This is a genomic window from Ruegeria sp. YTSA075 (genome assembly GCF_059610245.1).
This window is the reverse complement of record NZ_JBXWNG010000004.1, coordinates 237435-254313: the sequence shown is the minus strand read 5'-3', so window position 1 is coordinate 254313 and position 16879 is coordinate 237435. Positions and strand designations below refer to the sequence as shown.

General features: G+C 57.0%; 20 protein-coding genes. 4 read left to right on the top strand and 16 right to left on the bottom strand.

Going from position 1 to position 16879, the window contains the following annotated elements; translation table 11 throughout:
- Positions 1-83 precede the first annotated feature (83 nt).
- From AC2FGE_RS09835 to AC2FGE_RS09820, 4 genes are all read right to left on the bottom strand, one after another.
- Complete coding sequence (locus AC2FGE_RS09835) at positions 84-803, bottom strand: helix-turn-helix transcriptional regulator (protein ID WP_496819039.1); 720 nt, start codon at positions 801-803, stop codon at positions 84-86.
- A complete protein-coding gene (locus tag AC2FGE_RS09830; protein WP_496819038.1) occupies positions 742-960 on the bottom strand; it encodes a hypothetical protein in 219 nt (72 codons plus the stop codon). Before AC2FGE_RS09830 ends, AC2FGE_RS09835 begins: the two co-directional genes overlap by 62 nt.
- Before the next feature lie 207 nt (positions 961-1167).
- Positions 1168-2454, bottom strand: a complete 1287-nt coding sequence (gene ccrA, locus AC2FGE_RS09825; protein WP_496819037.1) for a crotonyl-CoA carboxylase/reductase — start codon at positions 2452-2454, stop codon at positions 1168-1170.
- A gap of 113 nt (positions 2455-2567) precedes the next feature.
- On the bottom strand, positions 2568-3956 hold the full coding sequence (locus AC2FGE_RS09820) for a 1-acyl-sn-glycerol-3-phosphate acyltransferase (RefSeq protein ID WP_496819036.1): 1389 nt from the start codon (positions 3954-3956) through the stop codon (positions 2568-2570).
- 144 nt (positions 3957-4100) lie between these two features.
- On the opposite strand from AC2FGE_RS09820, the gene AC2FGE_RS09815 reads away from it, so the two are divergent.
- The 3 genes from AC2FGE_RS09815 to deoD all read left to right on the top strand — a co-directional run bounded on the left by AC2FGE_RS09815 (position 4101) and on the right by deoD (position 7239).
- Positions 4101-6068, top strand: coding sequence for a protein meaA (locus tag AC2FGE_RS09815; protein WP_496819035.1), 1968 nt, complete (start codon positions 4101-4103; stop codon positions 6066-6068).
- 122 nt (positions 6069-6190) lie between these two features.
- Complete coding sequence (locus AC2FGE_RS09810; protein ID WP_496819034.1) at positions 6191-6508, top strand: H-NS histone family protein; 318 nt, start codon at positions 6191-6193, stop codon at positions 6506-6508.
- A 17-nt stretch (positions 6509-6525) separates the two neighbouring features.
- On the top strand, positions 6526-7239 hold the full coding sequence (gene deoD, locus AC2FGE_RS09805; RefSeq protein WP_496819033.1) for a purine-nucleoside phosphorylase: 714 nt from the start codon (positions 6526-6528) through the stop codon (positions 7237-7239).
- A gap of 271 nt (positions 7240-7510) precedes the next feature.
- On the opposite strand, the gene AC2FGE_RS09800 is transcribed toward deoD, so the two are convergent.
- The 11 genes from AC2FGE_RS09800 to AC2FGE_RS09750 all read right to left on the bottom strand — a co-directional run bounded on the left by AC2FGE_RS09800 (position 7511) and on the right by AC2FGE_RS09750 (position 15484).
- Entirely contained in the window at positions 7511-7654 is a 144-nt protein-coding gene (locus AC2FGE_RS09800; protein WP_496819032.1) for a hypothetical protein, read from the bottom strand.
- Between the two features lie 130 nt (positions 7655-7784).
- On the bottom strand, positions 7785-8564 hold the full coding sequence (locus AC2FGE_RS09795; protein ID WP_496819031.1) for a succinate dehydrogenase iron-sulfur subunit: 780 nt from the start codon (positions 8562-8564) through the stop codon (positions 7785-7787).
- Between the two features lie 13 nt (positions 8565-8577).
- Positions 8578-9204 carry a sulfotransferase gene (locus AC2FGE_RS09790; RefSeq protein ID WP_496819030.1) on the bottom strand — a complete coding sequence of 209 codons (627 nt, stop codon included), beginning with the start codon at positions 9202-9204 and terminating at the stop codon, positions 8578-8580.
- Between the two features lie 99 nt (positions 9205-9303).
- On the bottom strand, positions 9304-11112 hold the full coding sequence (sdhA, locus tag AC2FGE_RS09785; RefSeq protein WP_496819029.1) for a succinate dehydrogenase flavoprotein subunit: 1809 nt from the start codon (positions 11110-11112) through the stop codon (positions 9304-9306).
- A 25-nt stretch (positions 11113-11137) separates the two neighbouring features.
- Positions 11138-11509 carry a succinate dehydrogenase, hydrophobic membrane anchor protein gene (locus AC2FGE_RS09780; protein ID WP_496819028.1) on the bottom strand — a complete coding sequence of 124 codons (372 nt, stop codon included), beginning with the start codon at positions 11507-11509 and terminating at the stop codon, positions 11138-11140.
- 11 nt (positions 11510-11520) lie between these two features.
- On the bottom strand, positions 11521-11904 hold the full coding sequence (gene sdhC / locus AC2FGE_RS09775) for a succinate dehydrogenase, cytochrome b556 subunit (RefSeq protein WP_496819027.1): 384 nt from the start codon (positions 11902-11904) through the stop codon (positions 11521-11523).
- A 213-nt stretch (positions 11905-12117) separates the two neighbouring features.
- Entirely contained in the window at positions 12118-12780 is a 663-nt protein-coding gene (locus tag AC2FGE_RS09770; RefSeq protein ID WP_496819026.1) for a DUF1194 domain-containing protein, read from the bottom strand.
- Between the two features lie 38 nt (positions 12781-12818).
- Entirely contained in the window at positions 12819-13847 is a 1029-nt protein-coding gene (locus AC2FGE_RS09765; RefSeq protein WP_496819025.1) for a MaoC family dehydratase, read from the bottom strand.
- Positions 13847-14053, bottom strand: coding sequence for a DUF1737 domain-containing protein (locus tag AC2FGE_RS09760; RefSeq protein WP_496819024.1), 207 nt, complete (start codon positions 14051-14053; stop codon positions 13847-13849). The genes AC2FGE_RS09765 and AC2FGE_RS09760 overlap by 1 nt, the downstream gene beginning before the upstream one ends.
- Positions 14054-14065: 12 nt before the next feature.
- The gene (locus AC2FGE_RS09755; RefSeq protein WP_496819023.1) at positions 14066-14620 is read right to left on the bottom strand and encodes an NnrU family protein; all 555 of its coding nucleotides are present in this window, start codon (positions 14618-14620) and stop codon (positions 14066-14068) included.
- A gap of 6 nt (positions 14621-14626) precedes the next feature.
- Entirely contained in the window at positions 14627-15484 is an 858-nt protein-coding gene (locus AC2FGE_RS09750; RefSeq protein WP_496819022.1) for an HpcH/HpaI aldolase/citrate lyase family protein, read from the bottom strand.
- Positions 15485-15664: 180 nt separating this feature from the next.
- Here AC2FGE_RS09750 and AC2FGE_RS09745 point away from each other — a divergent pair, with 180 nt between their 5' ends.
- Positions 15665-15970 (top strand): hypothetical protein, encoded by a 306-nt coding sequence (locus tag AC2FGE_RS09745; protein ID WP_496819021.1) that lies wholly within the window; start codon positions 15665-15667, stop codon positions 15968-15970.
- Here AC2FGE_RS09745 and AC2FGE_RS09740 read toward each other — a convergent pair.
- Positions 15967-16722: a sulfite exporter TauE/SafE family protein gene (locus AC2FGE_RS09740; protein WP_496819020.1), complete on the bottom strand. Its 756-nt coding sequence runs from the start codon at positions 16720-16722 to the stop codon at positions 15967-15969. The two genes, AC2FGE_RS09745 and AC2FGE_RS09740, sit on opposite strands and share 4 nt — an antisense overlap.
- Positions 16723-16879 lie beyond the last annotated feature (157 nt).

Genomic DNA, 16879 nt, shown 5'->3' with positions numbered 1-16879 from the left:
GACTTTTTCCCCTTGTCGTCCTGTGCAGGAACGAAAGGGGTACAGAGTCGTGGTTAATTATCTGTTCTCAGGACGTGCGGGGCTTAAACCACTATTAATCCTCGGCTAAGCGCCGTGGCGATAGCATGGGTTGTGTTTTGCGCGCCCAGCTTTGCGCGGGCGCTTTCAATATAGACCCGCAGCGTATGTTCGGAAATCGACAGGGAATGCGCCACCTGCGCACGGCTATAGCCCAAAGCCAATAACGTCATCGCGTCGATCTCACGCGGGGAAAGGCTACGTGTCGATTCGGGTTGTCGGTCCGTTTCAAACTCCAGCGCTTTGCGGTTGATGAAGTGGGCCACTAGAATCAATTCGCGCCCGTAATCTGCAATGAAGTTCTGCCAGGTTTTATCGTCACAACTGTGATTGACGGTAAACAGCGCGAACTGACCATTAGGCCCCCGGATCGGGATCGAATATCCCTGATTGCCAACCCCATGATCCAGCGCGTCCTGCAAAAACGCTTTTGAAACTTTACCGGACCAGTCTAGGGCCTTCCAATCGACCGGGTGAAATCGTTGGAAACAGCCTAGAATAACAGGGTCAATGCGGTGATAGTTTTTGTCACGATACCGTGCGTCCCAGGCATCGGAATAGGTTGTACAGCCGTATTGATCTCCGGCCCCGTCAACCCAATGGTATGTCAGATGTTCGACCTTCAGATGGTCGCGTAGTCGAAAGGCAACGACGCTGAGCTCATCAAGCGTGCTGGTGTTTTCCAAATCCTGCAGGATCTGACTCAAATCGAGTTCTGTTGCCATCCGCCGGCGCCTGTGCCTCATCCTTGATGGACGCGATCTCGGCGGCGGCAATCAGCCGGGTGTCATCCAACTGTTCAGCCAACGCGGTCAACCCATTCGCAACTGCGAACGCGTTGAGGTCCGACAATACGTCCAAAATCCACTCATTCTGCGCCATCAGGGTCTCTCTGAAACAGTTAACGAACAGTTAACACAACCATAACATGTATGATCTTTTTCGGCATATTCACTGGTTTCTACTCCCCAAAAGCAGCGAGGGTCGGTTTGGCAACTTATTGAAAGCCTTCAAACTGGTTCCAAAAAGTAGAGCCCCCGCGAACCGAAACGGTGATTCGCGGGTGCGGATAGCGTACTTGCGGATATCTTAAGCGCGCGCGTCCAGAACCTCTTCCAACGTGCGCATTCCAGTGCGCGGCGCCTGAACAAGGACCGACATATTGCCAGGTTTGTGCTCGTTTCGCAGCATTTTCATATGCGCCTCGGGCAGGTCGTTCCACGTGAACACTTCGGACATGCACGGATCCAGACGACGTTCGACCATCAGCTGGTTCGCCGCTGCCGCCTGTTTCAGATGCGCAAAATGTGAGCCCTGCAGGCGTTTCTGATGCATCCACATGTAACGCACGTCGAAGGTGCAGTTGAACCCGGTGGTTCCGGCGCAGATCACAACCATACCGCCCTTTTTCACCACGAAGGTCGAGACCGGGAACGTGCTTTCACCCGGATGTTCGAACACCATATCGACATTGTTGCCTTTGCCGGTGATGTCCCAGATTGCCTTGCCAAACTTGCGGGCCTCTTTGAACCACTCGGCATATTCAGGGGTGTTCACCGTGGGCAATTGACCCCAGCAGTTGAAATCCTTGCGGTTCAGAACCCCCTTGGCACCCAGCCCCATGACAAAGTCACGCTTGCTTTCGTCCGAGATCACGCCGATCGCATTCGCTCCTGCTGTATTGATCAGCTGGATCGCATAAGAACCCAAACCACCCGACGCACCCCAGACCAGAACGTTCTGCCCGGGTTTCAGATCGTGCGGCTCATGACCAAACAACATCCGATAGGCAGTGGCCAGCGTCAGCGTATAGCACGCCGCCTCTTCCCATGTCAGATGCTTCGGGCGCGGCATCAACTGTTGCGCCTGTACGCGGGTGAACTGACTGAACGAGCCATCCGGAGTCTCATAACCCCAGATTCGCTGGCTGGGCGAGTACATCGGATCGCCGCCATTGCATTCCTCGTCATCGCCATCGTCCTGGTTGCAGTGGATGACCACCTCATCGCCCACTTTCCAGCGCTTGACCTTGTCACCAACGGCCCAAACGATTCCCGACGCATCCGAACCCGCAATGTGATACGGGGCTTTGTGGCCGTCAAACGGGCTGATCGGCTGGCCCAGTGCAGCCCAGACTCCGTTATAGTTGACGCCCGCCGCCATCACGAGGACCAGGACCTCGTTGCTGTCCAGCTCGGGCACATCGACCACTTCCTGCTGCATCGCAGTATTTGGTTCTCCGTGGCGCTCTTTGCGGATCGCCCAGGCGTACATCTGTTTGGGCACAAACCCCATCGGAGGGATTTCCCCCATCTCATAGAGGTCCTTTTCGGGTGCCTCGTACGACGCGATACCACTTTCGGTGTCCAAAGCCATGCTGGCCTCCTTCTCTCAATACCTTTGCCGCGCCGCAGAATCGTGCGCGTCTCAAGATGTGAATATTGACCACTAAGTAATATTGCAACCGTTTTTGCGTGTAATTTGTAATTTTATGACCCTGCGGGTGCAGAAATTTCCTTTGCACCTGCAGTATTGCCAGAATCTACACGCGCCGGAACCGACGCCGCATAGTAGTTTTGAAGATCAACGCGTTGATCTGAGAGGCTGAGGATGCCCTGATCGCGGCGCAAGATCCGACGCTCGACCAATTGATCCAAAGCGTCGCTCACCGCGTCGTCATCTTCGGGCAGCAGATCATCATCTGCCTTCATTAACGCTGCAATGCGCGCTTTCAATTCCTGCTCTGACAACGGGCCCTGGTCACGCAGCAACGCACAGGCAGCCGGTGCCGGGACTACAGGGATCGCAGCGCCAATTCGCTGCATGAGCTCGCGGGCCAGATCTGTCATCAGATCACTCCGGCCCTCCTCACTGAACTGTTTCAACGAAATCGGCCGGCCATATCTGACCGATGCCATTCCAAACCGCTTGTACCGGCCAATCAAGCGACGCCAGATCTGTTTCAAAATCCAGCGTGTGATCACCCCGATACGGGCCCGAAATCGCCGCTCAGCCCCCAATGCGGCACGGGTCAAGATCGTATCCTCTAGAACCCGGTCGTAATTCAGCGCGACGGGAACAAAGACCACATCCCGCCCTTCTGCCGAAGTCCCGTCGATGATGTATTTCAACAGCCCCAGCTTTGGCCGCCCCAAAGCGCCGGTCAGGCTAAGCCCCCCTTCCGGGAACATCGCTTGTGTCACCCCGGCCTCGGTCGCATGGCGGACATAGCTGGCCAGCACCTGACGATACAGGTCACTGCCAGATTTGCGACGGATGAAATAGGCCCCCATGGCCCGTATCAGGCGGCTGAGCGGCCAAACCCGCGCCCATTCCCCAACCGCATAAGACAGCGCCGATTGCCGTGCAGCCAGATAGGTGACCAGCACATAATCCATGTTGCTGCGATGGTTCATGACAAAGACCACTGTCGCCTCAGGATCAATCTTCTTGATCGCGGCTTCGTCCGTATAGCTGAGGCGGACATCATAGAACGTATTGCTAAGCAGGCGGGCAAGACGAATGGCGAAGCTGAAATAGACGAAGGTCGAAAAAGACGGCGCGATCTCACGCGCGTAGCGACGCGCCTGTTCAAAGGCGACCGCTTCGGGGATGCCTTCTTCATGCGCATGCTGCTGAACGGCCTGACCAACCTGCGGGTCATAAATCAGCCGCTGGATCATGTCATGCCGCCTTGCCAGCTTGAACGGCTGGATCGGTCGCTGCAGGCGTTGGTTCAACCGGGATACAGCCCGTTCCAATCGACGCCGAAAGAACCAGCGCACCGAGGGGAACAGAAAATGCGAGGCAAAGGTAACCATGGCGAAAACCACGATCAACAAAAAGAGCCACAGCGGAAGTTCCACAGTCTGAGTCATGCCAGCACAGTGCCACTAATCGGAACGGCTCACAATCTGAACAAATTTGAAATGCCGCAACGCAGCGAATTGACATAGCCCGAAAATTGCGCTTTAGAACCCCGAGACGTAATTTTGTTACTTTTTAATATGCGAGGCCCACCAATGACGCAGACGCAGAAAGACCGCCCCTGGCTGATCCGCACCTATGCTGGTCATTCCACCGCCAAAGCGTCGAATGCCCTGTATCGCGGCAACCTTGCCAAAGGTCAGACTGGCCTGTCGGTGGCCTTCGACCTGCCCACTCAGACTGGCTATGACAGCGACCATACGCTGGCACGGGGCGAGGTGGGCAAAGTGGGCGTACCGATCTGCCATCTGGGTGACATGCGGGTTCTGTTCGACCAGATTCCGCTGGAACAGATGAACACCTCGATGACGATCAATGCGACAGCCCCTTGGTTGCTGGCCTTGTACATCGCGGTGGCCGAGGAGCAGGGCGCGGATGTCTCAAAGCTGCAGGGCACGGTTCAGAACGACCTGATCAAGGAATACCTGAGCCGTGGCACGTATGTCTGCCCGCCCAAACCGTCGCTGAAGATGATCGCGGATGTGGCCGAGTATTGCTATACGCACGCGCCGAAATGGAACCCGATGAACGTGTGTTCCTATCACCTGCAAGAGGCAGGCGCGACGCCGGAACAGGAACTCGCCTACGCGTTGGCCACCGCCATCGCGGTGCTAGACGAACTGCGCCCGCGCGTCCCCGCCGAAGATTTCCCTGCTCTGTGCGGGCGGATTTCTTTCTTTGTGAATGCAGGCATCCGATTTGTCACCGAGATGTGCAAAATGCGCGCTTTCGTCGACCTTTGGGATGAAATCCTGCAAGACCGCTATGATGTCGAGAACCCCAAATTCCGCCGGTTCCGCTATGGTGTTCAGGTAAACTCGCTGGGTCTGACCGAGCAGCAGCCAGAAAACAACGTCTACCGCATCCTGATCGAGATGCTGGCCGTGACCCTGTCGAAAAAAGCCCGTGCCCGTGCCGTGCAGTTGCCCGCGTGGAACGAGGCGCTTGGCCTGCCGCGCCCGTGGGATCAGCAATGGTCGATGCGAATGCAACAGATTTTGGCCTATGAAACCGACCTGCTGGAATATGGCGATCTGTTTGATGGAAACCCCGCCGTCGATGCCAAGGTCGAAGAACTGAAGAGCGGCGCGCGTGCCGAACTGGCGAACCTGGATTCGATGGGCGGTGCCGTCGCCTCGATCGAGTACATGAAGTCCCGCCTTGTGGATTCCAACGCCGAACGCCTGAACCGAATCGAGCGCAACGAGACAGTTGTTGTGGGTGTGAACAAGTGGATCGAGGGTGAACCCTCGCCCCTGCAAACCGAAGATGGCGGCATCATGGTTGTTGATCCGGCTGTCGAGCAGGAGCAGATCGACCGCCTGAACGATTGGCGCGCTGAACGCGACGATAGCGCGGTTGCTGTCGCCTTGGCCGCGCTGCGCGAGGCTGCGCAGAACGGCACCAATGTGATGGAACCCTCAATTGCGGCCGCAAAGGCAGGTGCCACCACCGGCGAATGGGCCGAAGAAATGCGCAAGGTCTATGGCACCTATCGCGGCCCGACCGGGGTATCAGGATCGGTCTCAAACAAAACCGAAGGCTTGGACGACCTGCGCGCCGCAGTTGATGCGGTCAGCGACAAGCTGGGCCGTCGCCTGAAGTTCCTGGTCGGCAAGCCCGGGCTGGATGGTCATTCGAACGGGGCTGAACAAATCGCCTTCCGTGCGCGAGATTGCGGCATGGACATCAGCTATGAGGGCATCCGCCTGACGCCCGAAGAGATTGTGACCGCCGCCGCCGAGGATGAAGCGCATGTCATCGGGTTGTCTATCCTGTCCGGCAGCCACTTGCCGTTGGTCGAAGACGTCCTATCCCGCCTGAGCAAGGCTGGTCTGGATCACATACCAGTCGTTGTTGGCGGAATTATCCCGGATGAAGATGCAGTGAAGCTCAAGGCCATGGGTGTCGCCAAAGTCTATACCCCTAAGAATTTCGAACTGAATTCGATCATGGGGGACATTGTCGACTTGGTGGATCCGCAAAACCTGGCCGCAGAATAATGGACATTTAATCCAATAAATTCCCCGTTTCTATTCCCAATTCTTTGGGGGTAAGGTATCGCGTTGTGTGAATTCGCGCGCGCCTTTGCGTGCGGCACCAAAATACCGGACGGAGAATACCAATGGGGATCAATCTTGAAGAAATGTCGCGGAAAGAGCTGTTGTCTTTGCGTGATAACGTCGAAAAAGCGTTGACCAATGCTGAAAAACGCGAACGCAAAGAAGCCCTGAAAGCGGCGGAAAAAGCCGCGGCTGAATTTGGTTTCTCGCTTTCTGAATTGTCCGATGATGCGCCTCGCGCAGCAAAAGGCACCAAGGCAAAAGCGAAATACCGCAACCCGACCGATCCGGCACAAACCTGGTCCGGTCGTGGCCGTAAACCGCAATGGATTCATGATGCGCTGAAATCTGGTGCAGATATTTCCGATTTGGAAATCTAAGCGGGGCAGGTGCCGAAATGACAATTCATATTGGCGCGGAAAAAGGCGAAATCGCAGAAACCGTTCTTTTGCCCGGCGATCCATATCGGGCAAAATGGGCGGCTGAAACGTTTCTTGCCGACGTAAAGCAAGTCAATAATGTTCGGGGCATGCTGGGCTTTACCGGCAGCTGGAATGGCCATGCGGTAACGATTCAGGGCAGCGGCATGGGCATGCCGTCCCTGTCGATCTACGTAAATGAACTGATCCGGGACTATGGTGCCAAAACGCTGATCCGGATCGGGTCATGCGGCGGGATGCAGGACAGTGTGAATGTGCGCGATGTCATTCTGGCGATGACGTCGACAACGCTCAGTACGCCTTCACGCGGCATCATGAAAGAGCTGAACTTCGCCCCCTGCGCAGATTGGGGCTTACTGCAAGCGGCCGCTGTGGCAGCCAAAGCAAAGGGTACGCTAACCCATATTGGCGGCATCTATTCATCGGATGTGTTTTACGATGAACGCCCTGATCTGAACGAACAGATGGTGCGTCATGGTGTGTTGGGCGTCGAGATGGAAGCCGCTGAGCTGTATATCCTCGCCGCGCGGCACAAATGCAGAGCCCTGGCCGTCCTGACGGTGTCTGATCATCTGCTAACCGGTGAGGCCCTGCCCTCGTCCGACCGCGAAAGCAGCTTTGGCGATATGGTCGAAATTGCACTGCACGCCGCTTTTCCGGACGCAGGCTAAACCTGAACGGGCAGAGTACGCCTCTGCCCGGTTTCTATTTGCCCAAAGTCTGCCGTAAGCACTGCGTTGGGCTATCCACGTCTTCCACCTTCGCGCCACAATAGGCGCAGACCCACAGACCTTGATCGCGATGCTGCCGCCATCGGCATTCTCGCGTCAGTGAGGACGTGCGGGAGCGCCATAGGAAATATGCAAAGACCCCGGCGGCCAGAAGAAGCAATAGAATGGGCATGCATCTGTTTCGCCCATTCTATCCATTGATGGCAAGCCGTCAGGCTGCGTTTGCATACTCAAAAAGCTCGGGCTCACGCGGCTGAACAGCCGCCGGCTCGGGCGTGTAGTAGGCCCATGCCTGTTCAAGCATTTCCACCGCCTCCTTGGCGGTTGGTTTTGGGGTTTGTGGTGTTGTTTTCATCGGAGTGATCCTGAGTTGATCCCATCACTCCTCCCTAAGGCAAATCTAGGGTGTTTTGCGCCCGTCGACATCGGTTGATTTCGCAACAGGGACATGCGCTTGCCGCAACTCGGCAAGCGCGATTTTTCGGTCAAACCGAACGTTCAACCATCATCTTTTTGATCTGCGCAATCGCCGCCGCCGGGTTCAAGCCCTTGGGGCAGGTCTTAGCGCAGTTCATGATCGTGTGGCAGCGGTACAGCTTGAAGGGATCTTCAAGCTCATCCAGACGCTCACCCGTGGCTTCATCGCGACTGTCGATGATCCAGCGATACGCATGCAGCAACGCTGCGGGGCCGAGATAACGGTCGCCGTTCCACCAGTAGCTGGGGCACGAAGTCGAGCAACTGGCGCACATCACACACTCATACAGGCCATCAAGTTTCTTGCGGTCTTCGATCGACTGCTTCCACTCTTTCGCGGGGCGGTTGGTCTTGGTTTCCAACCACGGCATGATCGAGGCATGCTGGGCATAGAAATGCGTCAGGTCGGGGATCAGGTCCTTGACCACCGGCATATGCGGCAGCGGATAGATTTTCACGTCGCCCTTGATCTCGTCCATGCCATAGATACAGGCCAACGTGTTGATCCCGTCGATATTCATCGCGCAGGAGCCACAGATGCCTTCGCGGCACGAGCGGCGGAAGGTCAGCGTCGGATCAATCTCGTTCTTGATCTTGATCAGCGCGTCCAGGATCATCGGACCGCAGTTATCCATATCGACAAAATAGGTGTCGACCCGCGGGTTTTGCCCGTCATCCGGGTTCCAGCGGTAAATCTGGAACTTGCGCAGGTTTTTCGCGCCGTCCGGTTTGGGCCAGGTCTTACCGGTTGTTATCCGGGAATTCTTGGGCAGGGTCAGTTGAACCATGTCAATTCTCCATTCAGCCTGTCCGGGCGCGATCAGATGCGCCGCGATTGTGGTGCCCCCAATGGGCAATGTTCACGTCAAAATCCGGAGACAGCCAGTCGGCAATCGCCTGTGGCGCGTCCCGGTCGATATCAAAGCGCAGAAACCGTGGGTTTCCTGCGAAATACTCCTGCACCTCAGCATGGTGCACGTCATACATACGGCGCCATCCTTGCTTGACTTCGTCGGCGGTCTGGCCGTTGGCCTTGCAGCACCGTTCCAGATATCCGCCATTGCTGTGGCGCGCGCGTGAGGCGATCCAATCGTCCGCGTTACGCGTGTTCAGCAGGAAATAAGCGTCCGGATAAGCCGCATGCAATTCGCGGAAGAACCGTGTGCCATCCAGCATGAAACGCGCGTTCACAAAGGAAATATCTGTAAACGCCCGAACTGCACCAAACCCATCCAGCGGTTTGCGGCCCATGGCAATATTGGTCACCATGCGGTGCGCCAGATTATCACCCTGCTGGTCTACCCAATGCACCGATGCGATGCCATTGTCCTGAAACAGCCTGTGGAACGAGGTCGTCGCGCAGCGGTTCAAACCGATCAGAATGATTTTCGGATCTGTTTGTGCAGAGCGCAGCATCTCGACCGTCATGACCGCCTCCGGGCACTAAACGATGCCAAACGGCCAGAGGTCGGGGCGTTGTCCTTGGGTATGTGGCGTTCGCACACCATTGCCTGGTCAATACGCTCCTTAGAAGGTCCGCGCCTTGGGCGCGATTTTCTTGAGGCTGATGCCGCCTTCGGCTTCGGTGCTCAGCGGGTCGACGATGACCGGACGATAGCTGAGGTCGACCTTGGTGCCGTCAACACGGCTAACGGTGTGGACACGCCAGTTCTTATCATCCCGTTCGCTGAAATCCTCATGCGCGTGCGCGCCACGAGATTCCTTGCGCGCCTCAGCACCGACAATAGTGGTCAGAGCATTTGGCATCAGGTTGGTCAGCTCCAACGTCTCCATCAGGTCGCTGTTCCAAACAAGCGAGCGGTCGGTGACTTGCAGATCGTCCATCTTGGCGGCAATCGCGGTCATCTTTTCGACCCCTTCAGCCATGGTTTTGGCGGTCCGGAATACGGCTGCGTCAGCCTGCATGGTTTTCTGCATTTCAAGCCGCAGATCGGCGGTTGGGATCGCGCCACTGGCGTTACGCACCGTATCAAAGCGATCAAAGGCCTTATCGACGGAAGCCTGGTTCAGGACCGGGTTCGGAGCCTCAGCATCGACAACCTTACCAGCGCGGATCGCAGACGCGCGTCCAAAGACCACGAGGTCGATCAGCGAGTTCGAGCCCAGACGGTTCGCGCCATGGACCGAGGCACAGCCAGCTTCACCCACGGCCATCAGGCCCGGCACAACGGCGGTCGGATCTTCGGCAGTTGGGTTCAGAACCTCACCCCAATAGTTTGTCGGAATACCGCCCATGTTGTAGTGCACGGTGGGCAGAACCGGGATCGGTTCTTTGGTGACATCCACGCCCGCAAAAATCTTGGCGCTTTCCGAGATACCGGGCAGACGTTCGGCCAGAGCTTCGGCAGGCAAGTGCGACAAGTTCAGGTGGATGTGATCCCCTTCCGCCCCAACGCCTCGACCTTCGCGGATTTCCATCGTCATGGAACGGCTGACATAGTCGCGTGGTGCCAGATCCTTGTACTGGGGCGCATAACGCTCCATGAACCGTTCACCTTCGGAGTTGGTGAGGTACCCGCCCTCGCCGCGCGCGCCTTCGGTGATCAGGCAGCCCGAACCGTAGATGCCGGTCGGGTGGAATTGCACAAACTCCATATCCTGCAGGGCCAGACCTGCGCGCGCCACCATACCACCGCCGTCGCCGGTGCACGTATGGGCCGAGGTTGCGCTGAAATACGCCCGGCCATAGCCGCCGGTCGCCAGCACCACCATCTTGGCGTTGAAGACATGCATCGTACCGTCGTCCAGCTTCCAGCAGACGACACCCTGACACTGCCCATCCTCGGACATGATCAGGTCGATGGCGAAATATTCGATATAAAACTCGGCGTTGTTCTTCAGCGACTGCCCATACAGAGTGTGCAGGATCGCATGGCCGGTCCGGTCGGCAGCGGCACAGGTGCGCTGCACGGCGGGGCCTTCGCCAAACTCGGTCGTGTGGCCACCGAACGGGCGCTGATAAATCTTGCCTTCTTCGGTCCGACTGAACGGCACGCCGTAATGCTCCAGCTCATAGACCGCCTTGGGCGCTTCACGTGCCAGGTATTCCATTGCGTCGGTATCGCCCAGCCAGTCCGAACCCTTGACGGTGTCATACATGTGCCACTGCCAATGGTCCGGGCCCATGTTGGACAGCGACGCGGCGATCCCGCCTTGCGCTGCAACCGTGTGCGAGCGGGTCGGGAAAACCTTGGTCACACAGGCCGTACGCAGACCCTGCTCCGCCATACCCAGCGTTGCGCGCAGACCGGCGCCGCCTGCCCCGACAACCACGACGTCATATTCGTGGGTTTCATATTCATATGCTGCTGTCATTATCTCTGATCCTTACCGCGCGTCGTCACAGGGCCAGCTTGACGAGGGCAAACAGCCCCGCAGCCATCAGCGTGTAGCCAAACGCCCACATCGCAACGAGTGTGATCTTTTCCGCGATCCCGTGCACGTAGTCCTCGATGGTTTCCTGCGCCTCATACATGAGTTGCAACAGACCAACGACCAGTGTCAGTGCAGTGATGATGGCCGGGAAGGGTCGGGCGAAATAGGCCAGAACCTCTTCGTAGGTTCCGCCGATGCCATAACCAAAAGTGAAGATGAACAAGGGCACCAGAACGGTCAGGATCATCGCCCGAACCATGGTGCGCCAATGGGTTTGAGTTCCGGATTTCCCGGCACCCAAGCCTTGCGCGCGCTTGCGGTCGGTAAGGTATTGCATCGCCATCCTCCTTACACCAGCGCCATGGTGATGATGGTCAGAACCGTCGCCCCGACAAACATGCCGACGCCCAACTTTTCGGACACCGCAACATCCAGGCAATAGCCGAAATCCCAAATCACGTGGCGCAGACGGCCCAGCGTGTGATACCACAGCGCCCAGACACCACCAGTCAGGATGAGCTGACCAAACCAGCTGCGCAGAAAGCCATCAATGCCAGCAAATGCGGCCTCAGACGTGGCAGCGGCAAGCAGCCACCAGACCACCAGTGCCGCAATAGCGAACACCGCAAGACCGGACAGTCGAACCATGATCGACGATATCGAGGTTATCTGTGGGCGATAGATCATTATATGTGGCGAGAGCGGGCGGTTGCCCCGATTGACATCGGCCATGGCGGCTCCTCTTACTTTGGCTACTTGTCGTTTTACCCGTTTTTGGTGCTCTGTCACGTGCTGCACCCGCAAAAACAGGTAAAATTGCCGCAAAAGGGGCGATTTCTTCAAAATGTGATCACGCAAATAAAAGCTGTGATCACAAATAGTATTTAACACTGCCTATGTTAGCGATTTCAGTAGGAAAGCAATGTGATCACGAATCTGCCTTCCCTATTTCAAGTCGGCGGATTGCTGTGTGACCTCGCGCAGCAGCTTTTTTCGAATACGTTCAGGGTAATCTGCAAATCCGGCGGCAGACACAACAAAGGCACCCTCGCCCACAATGACGTTTTCAAAGAAGTAGGCCGTCAGATCAGGTTCAGATTCTTCGATGGCAATCGCATTCACGATTATGCCATGGGCACGCAGCAGCGGGTGAATCTGTGAAGGCTCAACTCCTTCATTCGAAACCCCATCGCCAGAGATATCAATCAACAAACGTTTGCAATCTTCCACAGCATCAAAGCTGGCCAGCGTCATCTCCAACGCTTCGCCAATTGCCGTTGAGAAATTCCGCCAGATACGCGGATCTTGCGCGACCTGGCTGGCAAACCCATCCAATGCGTCGAAACTGTCGATCCGGGTCCAGGGGATGGTCACACGTTGGCGCGACGCGCCGGTCCATTGCACCAGCATCAACCGCGCCTGCCCGCGCACCAGCGCTTCGGACACAATCGGGTCGCGCAACCCCGCCGCCAGCCCATCCATCTGGATGCGATATTCGTCACTGTCGACCGACCCCGAAACATCCACTGCCAAAGCCAATGCCAGATCGCAAGACCAAGCGGGCGGTGTTAAACACAGGCAAGCGATCAAGGCGCGAAACAGGATCATAGCAGTACCCTAGCATGTATCGCAGGGTCTGCACGAAATCACATTGGCATGAGCGCCCAGTAGTCCAGATCCAGCAGAACCTGCGGCTGATACTTGCCGTCGTCATTGCGCAGCTCAAACGGCGCGCCGCCTTTTGTGGCAACCAACCGCAAGCGGATAGCCCCAACGCCGGGAACGCTGGTTTCGGCTTTGTCTAAAACCTCGGACCACGCTTTGATGGTTTCACCCGCAAAACAGGGGTTCGCATGGGCCCCACCGTTCAGGCCAACAATCATCTGCGCATTGGCCAACCCGTTAAATGACAACGCCCGCGCCATCGAGATCACGTGACCGCCATAAATCAATCGCCCCTCGGGCCGGAAGGTCAGATCAAAATGCACCTTGGCGGTGTTCTGCCACAGGCGTGTGGCCAGCATATGCTCGGCCTCTTCTACGGTGACACCATCCACATGGTCTATCGTTTCACCGATCTCATAGTCACCCCAGCGATGGGGCTCACCCGCCAGCGTGAAATCGTAGTTCGAGAAATCCAGGCCCTCGGGGATCACCAGATCTTCCGGTGCCAAAACCTTTTTCAGGTCCGGCACAACGGTTTCCGGTGCGGGCGTATCCGGGCTCGACTTTCGAACCATGACCCAGCGCACATAGTCGATCACAACCTCGTCCAGCTGGTTCAGACCACGGGTGCGCACCCAGACCACCCCGGTTTTGCCGTTGGAATTCTGCTTGACCCCGATCACCTCAGAGACCGACCTTACAGTGTCACCGGGATAGACCGGTTTTATCCAACGCCCCTCGGCATAGCCCAGATTGGCCACTGCGTTCAGCGAGATATCCGGAACAGTCTTACCGAACACCACATGAAACGCCGCCAAATCATCCAGCGGGCTTTCTTGTAGACCACAGGACCGCGCGAACTCGTCCGAGGAATAGAGCGCGTGGCGCGCCGGATAGAGCGCGTGATACAGCGCCCGCTCCCCATCCGTCACGGTACGGGGCACCGCATGGGGCAAGACCTGCCCAACGGAATAGTCCTCGAAAAAGCGGCCCGGATTGGTTTTTGCCATTATTGCTGTCCCAGTTTCATGTCAGGTGAATAGTCGCCCTCGACCTCTTTGGTCACGGCCTGCGCACAACGCATGACACCGTTTTTCGCGTCAAACGCGTAGGATGGGTCACCATACAGGTCCCAGCCTTTGGCCAGCGCATCTGATACTTTGTGGCAGAACGCGGAGGTGTCTTCCTCGGTCAGCAATCGATAGAGCTTTGCCATGACTGGTTCTCCTTATCCGCCGAACGGGGATGGACCGACCAGCCCGTGGATATATCCGATGATACCCAGCAGAACGATTGAGGCGCCAAAGAACATCGCATCCTTGCCGTATGTACCGGGCTCACCCGGCGTCCAATCCGGTTCGGATTTGTTGATCACAATGACTTCGACGACGGCCCAAGCCAAAAGACCACCGAACAGGACGATCGAAGCCAGATCGCCATTCACCAGCAAATGCGCAAAGGCCCAGAGCTTGAACCCGCCCAGCATCGGGTGGCGCAGTTTATTGAGCAGGCGGCCTTTCTGGCCAGCCGGGCTCATCATGAAAATCGCGATCAGAACCAGCAGGTTGTTGACGTGGATCAGGAAGGTTGGCGGTGCCCAGACATAGATGAAATCGGTCATGCGATAACCGAAGATCATCAGCAGGATTGAGGCGACCAGCGCCAGCGCCACGACGCCCTTGCCAGCATCGCCCATAGCTGCCCGCTGTTCGGGCATCACGCGTTTGAAAAGATGCGCGGCCCACCATAGTGCCACGCCCAAAATTAGAAGAACAAAGCCCATGCTGGCTTACCCCGCTTGCAAAGCTGAAATCGCCTCTGCTTTTGCCAGAATTTCACGGGCAGTTACAACATGCAGGTTCTCAACGATCTTGCCATCCACAACGGCGACGCCCTGCCCCTGCGCCTCGGTCTCTTCAAAGGCGGCGATCTGGCGGCGCGCCAGATCAATCTCGGCCTCAGACGGGGCGAAGGCGGCGTTGGTCACTTCAACCTGCGCCGGATGGATCAGGGTCTTTCCGTCAAAGCCCATATCCCGACCTTGCGCGCATTCAGCGGCCAGACCCTCGGTATCTTTGAACGCGTTATAAACCCCATCGACGATAATCAGGCCTTCGGCCTTTGCGGCCAGTAGACACAGGCCCAGCGAGGTCATCAATGGCAGACGATCCGGGCGAAAACGGGTCTGAAGCTCTTTGGCCAGATCGTTGGTGCCCATCACGAAACCGGCCATCAGGGGATGGGCGGCAATCTCGGCTGCGTTCAGCATACCGCGTGGCGTTTCCATCATCGCCCAGATCGGCAGATCGCCGGTGATAGCGGCCAGCGCGTCCACATCTGCGGCCGAATTCACCTTGGGCAGCAATACCACATCCGCGTCCATATCGCGCACCGCTTCGGCGTCTGCACGGCCCCATTCGGTGTCCAACCCGTTGATCCGAACGATCTTGACCCGCGCGCCATAGCCACCGGCCGCCAGCGCCGCCTTTAGCGTTTCGCGGGCGTTAGGTTTTTCATCGGCGGCGACTGCATCCTCAAGATCAAAGATGATCGCATCCACAGGCAGAGTGCGCGCCTTTTCCAGCGCCCGCTCTTTCGAGCCTGGAATATACAAAACCGAACGATAAGGACGTTGACGCGGGTCCATCGACCTCTCCCTTAGGTAATAAAGTTGCGTGGAATGGGGCATTTTTTTCGAGAAACTTCAAGATCAAATTTGCCGCATCGCAGCATAGGCGCGTATTAGTGACGCAACGCACTTTGGTTTAATCAAATCTCCGGCCCTTGTTCGCAAGCTGGCCCTCGGATCAGACAAATGGGGCCAGAGATGAAGAAATCGCTTTTGAACATGACGATCGGGCTGGGGATCATGGTGCTGGCCGCGCAGCATGTGAGCGCGCAGAACCGCAACTGCGCCCCGCGCCCGGACGTGATCAAACGCCTGTCGGAAGGGTACGGCGAAACACGCAAAGGGATCGGGATTGCTGGCCAGGGCGCGGTGATGGAATTGTTCGCCTCTGACGAAACAGGTAGCTGGACGATCACCGTAACGCTGCCAGATGGCACCACCTGCCTTGTCGCCTCGGGTCAGTCCTATGAGACTTTGGCCGAAGCCTTGCCGCCGAATGCCTAAGCCAAAGCGTCCCAGATGAGTTTGCTACCGGTCAGTGTCAGCAGAACATAGGTGATCCTAAAAAACACCTGTTCGGACAACATGAAATGTGCACGCACCCCAAGCCACGCACCGATTAGTGCGAAGGGCGACAGCAGAAGATTGGCCCAGGCGGTATGCCACGTAAAAAGGCCCAGATATGCGTAAGGTACAAACTTAACGATGTTAATGGCCCAAAAGACCAAAACGGTTGACGCCTGAAACTCAGTCTTTGTCAGACGCTGCGACAACAGATAAACGGCGGCAGGCGGGCCGCCAGCATGGCTGACAAAGCTTGTGAACCCGGCCACCAATCCAGCAAACAAGCCGGCCGATGGCGGCAACTGCCGCGTGAAGCCGCCAATCCAATCCCTGGCGCGCGCCGCATGCCAGATCACAAAACCAATTGAAATCGCACCGATCAAAAGGCGCAAAACGTCGTCATTGGTCGCGCGATACAGAACCGTTCCCAAAATCACGCCGGGTATTGCCCCCAGCATCAGCAGGCGTGCACTTGGCCAATCCCAGCGCTTCCAGTAAGGCTTCAGCGTCGCCAGGTCGATGATCATCAGGATCGGCAGCATCAGCGCCAGCGCCTGTCCCGGGCTTAGGATGATCGCCAGAATCGATGAAGACACGAAGGCCACTCCCGAACCAAACCCGCCCTTGGAAATACCCGCGAAGATAACCGCAGGGATCGCCACGGCAAAAAACATCAGATTCAATTCGAACATGTGGCAGCCTGCGAATTGGCTTGTCTCACTAGCCGTTTAGCGCAACCACCAAGGGTAAGGCAAACGGTATGCGGTTGCATGCCGCGCCGCACAGGCCTTGCGCTGCGGCGTTTTAAGGACTAGCAAAACCGCGATTTCAAAACCGACCGGAGATATT